The organism is Microcoleus sp. (assembly GCF_049646505.1).
Taxonomy (GTDB): Bacteria; Cyanobacteriota; Cyanobacteriia; order Cyanobacteriales; family Microcoleaceae; genus Microcoleus.
In genome coordinates this window covers 1-4291 of sequence record NZ_JBARVX010000540.1, presented here as the reverse complement: position 1 = coordinate 4291, position 4291 = coordinate 1, and the positions used below count along the sequence as shown (strand labels likewise).

At 48.1% G+C, this 4291-nt stretch carries 5 protein-coding genes; all 5 read right to left on the bottom strand.

Annotated elements, in window-relative coordinates; translation table 11 throughout:
- Positions 1-217, bottom strand: a 217-nt coding sequence (locus WBA89_RS25510) for an Rpn family recombination-promoting nuclease/putative transposase (protein WP_424410362.1), incomplete at its 3' end; no start/stop codon positions are given.
- Positions 218-283: 66 nt separating this feature from the next.
- Entirely contained in the window at positions 284-1867 is a 1584-nt protein-coding gene (locus WBA89_RS25505) for a chloride channel protein (RefSeq protein WP_424410360.1), read from the bottom strand.
- Positions 1868-1972: 105 nt separating this feature from the next.
- Positions 1973-2098 (bottom strand): hypothetical protein, encoded by a 126-nt coding sequence (locus WBA89_RS25500; protein WP_424410358.1) that lies wholly within the window; start codon positions 2096-2098, stop codon positions 1973-1975.
- A 159-nt stretch (positions 2099-2257) separates the two neighbouring features.
- Positions 2258-3706 (bottom strand): hypothetical protein, encoded by a 1449-nt coding sequence (locus WBA89_RS25495; protein ID WP_424410357.1) that lies wholly within the window; start codon positions 3704-3706, stop codon positions 2258-2260.
- 61 nt (positions 3707-3767) lie between these two features.
- The coding region (locus WBA89_RS25490) for a methyltransferase family protein (RefSeq protein ID WP_424410355.1) at positions 3768-4291 on the bottom strand (524 nt) is incomplete at its 5' end.

Below are 4291 nucleotides of genomic sequence, written 5' to 3'. Positions count from 1 at the left end.
TGACTAAAGTGCCGTCAGTAAGTTGGGCTTTGACATCCAGATAACTATCTTTTAAGCCTTCAAGTTTGGGCGGCAGATTTGGGTTGATGATTTCTAAGTCTTGAATTGTGGGATTTCCTTCATAAATTAAGGCGTTGAGAAAGCTAATCAGAATATCTTTGCTTTCTGATGAACCGAAGATTTTTTTGAAGGCGTAATCGGTTTTGGGTTGATAAATATCATGGCTGTAATATTTAGGTTTTTGGTTATTAGTTTTGTGACGGATTAGGGGATTTGAGAGCAGTCAAGCTGCTGATTTTGTTTCAGGCAAAGGCTTGACATCTTCGGGTAAATGTGCGTGGGCGATCGCCAATTCTGACTCTTCGCTGCTCTGTTCGCCGTCAATGGGAAGCTGGCAAGAAATTAGTTCTGTGACAATCCGATCGCCCAGAACGTCTTCCCAATCCTGCAACTGTTCTCTGGCTTCGATCGGGCTATTGATAGCAACATCTACGCCCATTTGGTGCAGGTTAAGGCTGTGAGTGGTCGATCGGCGATTGACAAACTCCACCAACCAAACGCTCAATCCGACAGCAGCCATCAAAGGCAAGACAATGCGGTAATCGCGGGTTAATTCAAACATCAACAAGATGGCTGTCAGCGGTGCTTTGGCGCTGCCGGCAAGGATGGCGGCCATTCCCACCATTGCGTAGGCTGCAGGGCCTGCAACTCGATCGCTCATTGCCGGCAACATTTCCAAAAAGATGCCGTAAGCCGAACCCAGACAAGCTCCCAAAAACATCGCCGGAGCGAATATCCCCCCTACCAAACCGCTGCCGAGGCTGATTCCAGTCACCGCCAGTTTGACGAATAGCAGCAACAACAGCAAAGGCAGGGAAAATTTCACATCTTGGAGCATGGCTTCAACTGTTTCGTAGCCTACGCCCAAAACTTGAGGAAATGGCAGGGCGACTAAACCGACAATCGCACCGCCGAGGATCGGATGAAACGGGCGGGGCAGTCGTCCGAGCCAACCAAATCCTCGGATTTTTCCTTGAAAACAGCGATCGGCCAATTGAATTGCTTCGGTGTAGACTAGGGACACTCCGCTTGCCAAAAGTCCCAATCCCATGTACAGCGGCAGTTCTAGGGGGCTGCGGACATCGTAGACAGGCAAAGCAAAGGCCGGCTGAGCTCCCAAACAAATTTGAGCGATCAGCGCCGAAACTACGGCAGAGAGCAAAACAACGCTGACTGACGAAGTGGCGAAGGTGCTGCCGAGCACGACTTCTAAGGCAAAAAAGACTCCGGCGATGGGAGAGTTAAACCCGGCGGATAAACCTGCTGCAGCTCCCGCGCCCAGGAGCAAGCGCTGCCGTTCTGGGGAGAGCTGCAAGACTTGAGCCAGCAGCATTCCGAAGTTGGCGCCGATTTCGACGCTGGGGGCTTCCGGGCCGAGGGATGCGCCGGTGCCGAGGGATACTGAGGCGGCCACCATTTTAGTGATGGGTTTGAGGGGGGAGAGTTCTTGCAGGCCGCGGGTGGCTGCAATTAACGATGACATATTCGGGCCAAAATCCCGAAACCGCCAGCGCATCAGCCCGATGATGACTCCGCCCAGGGTGGGAATGCAGGCTAGCGTCCAAGGGCCTTTTGAGGCGATCGCCCCCATGAAGTCTTCCAGCATCAGGCTGTGGATGAAGTGGATGAGATAGTGAAAGGTGACGACGCCCGCGCCCGTAACTCCCCCAATGACTAGGGAGAGGACGAGCAGGAGGGTTTCGGGGCTGGGGTGCAGGCGGGTGAACAGCGGGCTGAGGCGGGAGGCTTCGGGAGTTTCTGCGGTTGGCTCGGGTGGCGGCAGATCCACAGGAGGGGTGGCTGTCATTTAGGGGTTAATTCTTCTGTGAGAAGTTAGATAAATATTACATTTTATTTCTTTTCTTAATTTTGAGTGATTTTATGGGAATTGACAACTTAATTAAGGCGTATTTTACGGTAGATTTTGGCGGCCAGCGGCTGGGGTGGAACGACCGATTATGAGAGTCAGCAAATTGGGCGCGATCGAATTCTCAGTTACATTCAAACTTAGATAGATTCTGGCGATAATAATGCTCATTAACTATATTTACAGTGTTGGCGCTAGCGGGCGATCGCATCCATGAACTTGTAAAATCGTATAATTCATTGAAATACAACATTCCGATTGAAGAATTGGCGATGTGAGATTCTACCTTAAAACCACAAATCTCAAAGCTAAAATCGATCGCGCGCCACATCATATCGGTTGTTGACTGGGCGGGATTCTTGGTCTGGGTTTGGCGATCGACATTAACGGATCGCCAATGGTGGCGACTTTCCAGGGAGGTGATTCTAGCTGGCGGGCTGCGATTAAAAAGGGCGCACCTCGTGTTAGGCGATCGACCATTATCTTAGGTGGAAGAAATGCAGATAATAAAGGTTCATTGACACTGCCAACATAAGCGTAAGCGCCATTTTGCAACCACCTGCCGGCAACGGTGTTTGTGTCATCTGGGGCTGCTGCAGACCAACTGTGAATCATGTGGATTGCTGCGGGAAATTGGAGTTTTGGTATGTCATCAACTGAAGCATCGCCGTTACCGACTTGAAATGATTTTGGATAGCCTTTAGAATTCATCAATATTAAGTCAAAGGCCCACGGTATTGATGCTAAAGTCCGCCACCTTTCCAAGCTAGATTCTGGTTGCTGCACTAATTCGACATTAATTCCTATAGTTTTTAGTCCGCTAGCCGCTTCCTCCATTTCATATTTTCCCCAATTTCCTTCTTTTGGGTAGCTGTCATAAAGCATGGCTGTTTGGCTGTCAAGAAATATGGCACACATGGCTTGATAGATCGATCGCACTTCGGAACCGTAAATCCAACCCACAGCAGCCCACCGTTCGGCGTTGGGATGCCTTCCCAAACCGTCAGTAACCGCCCATTGTTCGTCTTTGTTTTGAGGCGATTGATATTTTACTGCTAGTTGGCGTACAATGGTAACTGTGTCGATCGGATCTCCGAGTTGAGAGTAAAAATATCCAGTGGATTCGACGGCTTTTGTAACCGCTGCTTGCAGATTTTTCCACTGTGCGTCATTGAGGTTATCGTTGGGTTTTCCGAAGTTACCTTCGACAAATACTAAAGGTTCGCCGCGGGCTGCTGCTAAGGCAACTGCTGCTGTACGTGCGGGGTCGTTTTCTGATGTGATTACTACTCCCGGCGGCTCCCAGCCAAGCTCAGTCCATTTGGCTTTTAAGGTTTGAGTATCCGTGGCATTCCAGGCTGCTGCTGCGCTGTTGAGCATTAATTGTTGCAGTTTTTGACTTTTTGGGAGTTGCTGTTTGATGCTCGGCAAACGGACGATTTCTTCGGGTTGGAAGCGCTGCACAAACATCGGCGTGTATTTTTTGTCTTCGATGAGAATCGGCCAGTGTCCTTTGAGATTCCACTTTTGGATTGCTGCTAAGAATGTGGCTTCGTCTGGTACTAAAACTATGCGGTTAACTGTTGGGATGTTTTCGCGGAGGATGTTGACTCGGAGGCCTGTTTGTACTGGCCAGGGTTCTTGCTTGGCTGAGGCGGGAAGTTTAAAGGGTTTTGTTGCTGCAATAAAAAAGCTACACCCATTAATTGTTGTTGACAACAAGCATATAAATAGGATTAATGCTAGCAGTCTGATGTGTGTTTTTTTGTGAGAATTCATTTTTTTTTACCGCAGATTGAAGCGGATTTGCGCGGATTAACGCAGATTGAAAGGGGTTATTTTAATAAATGCCCGGAATTAGTTTTTTGACTTGCTGCTGGTAATCTGAATAGTCTGGATATTTTTCACTCAACCAAGTTTCTTCCCGGTTGGCTTTGATGTCAAAAAATACGATTAAAATTGCGGTGGCGATTAAGTGCGATATGCTCATTTGAAAAATTGTCCAGCCGAAAGCACCTAAAATTAAACCGCTGTATAACGGATGCCTCACAATTCCGTAAATGCCTGTTTGGATTAATTCTCCATTTTCTATGGGATAGGGTAAAGGTGTGAGGTTTTTTCCTAAGTCTATCAATCCTTTGACGATTAAAATTAGTGCACCCAAACCGAGCATAGCTGCCAGAAACCAGGTAACATAAATTAATTGAGTTGATTGTATTTTGAATCCCGGCAGTTGATAAACTGGTAAAATGGCAAATCCTGCTAGCAATGCGCCTTGCAGCAATACTAAATATTCGCCGCGGCTGTTGTTGCGCCAGCCTTCGCGCGTGAAACCCCAGTCAGTTAAAATTTTCATAGTTGAAG

Bases quoted from the DNA above. Each gene is read 5' to 3' on its own strand.
- WBA89_RS25505 (WP_424410360.1), bottom strand. From the start codon at position 1,867: ATGACAGCCACCCCTCCTGTGGATCTGCCGCCACCCGAGCCAACCGCA.
- WBA89_RS25495 (WP_424410357.1), bottom strand. From the start codon at position 3,706: ATGAATTCTCACAAAAAAACACACATCAGACTGCTAGCATTAATCCTA.
- WBA89_RS25500 (WP_424410358.1), bottom strand. From the start codon at position 2,098: ATGAGCATTATTATCGCCAGAATCTATCTAAGTTTGAATGTAACTGAG.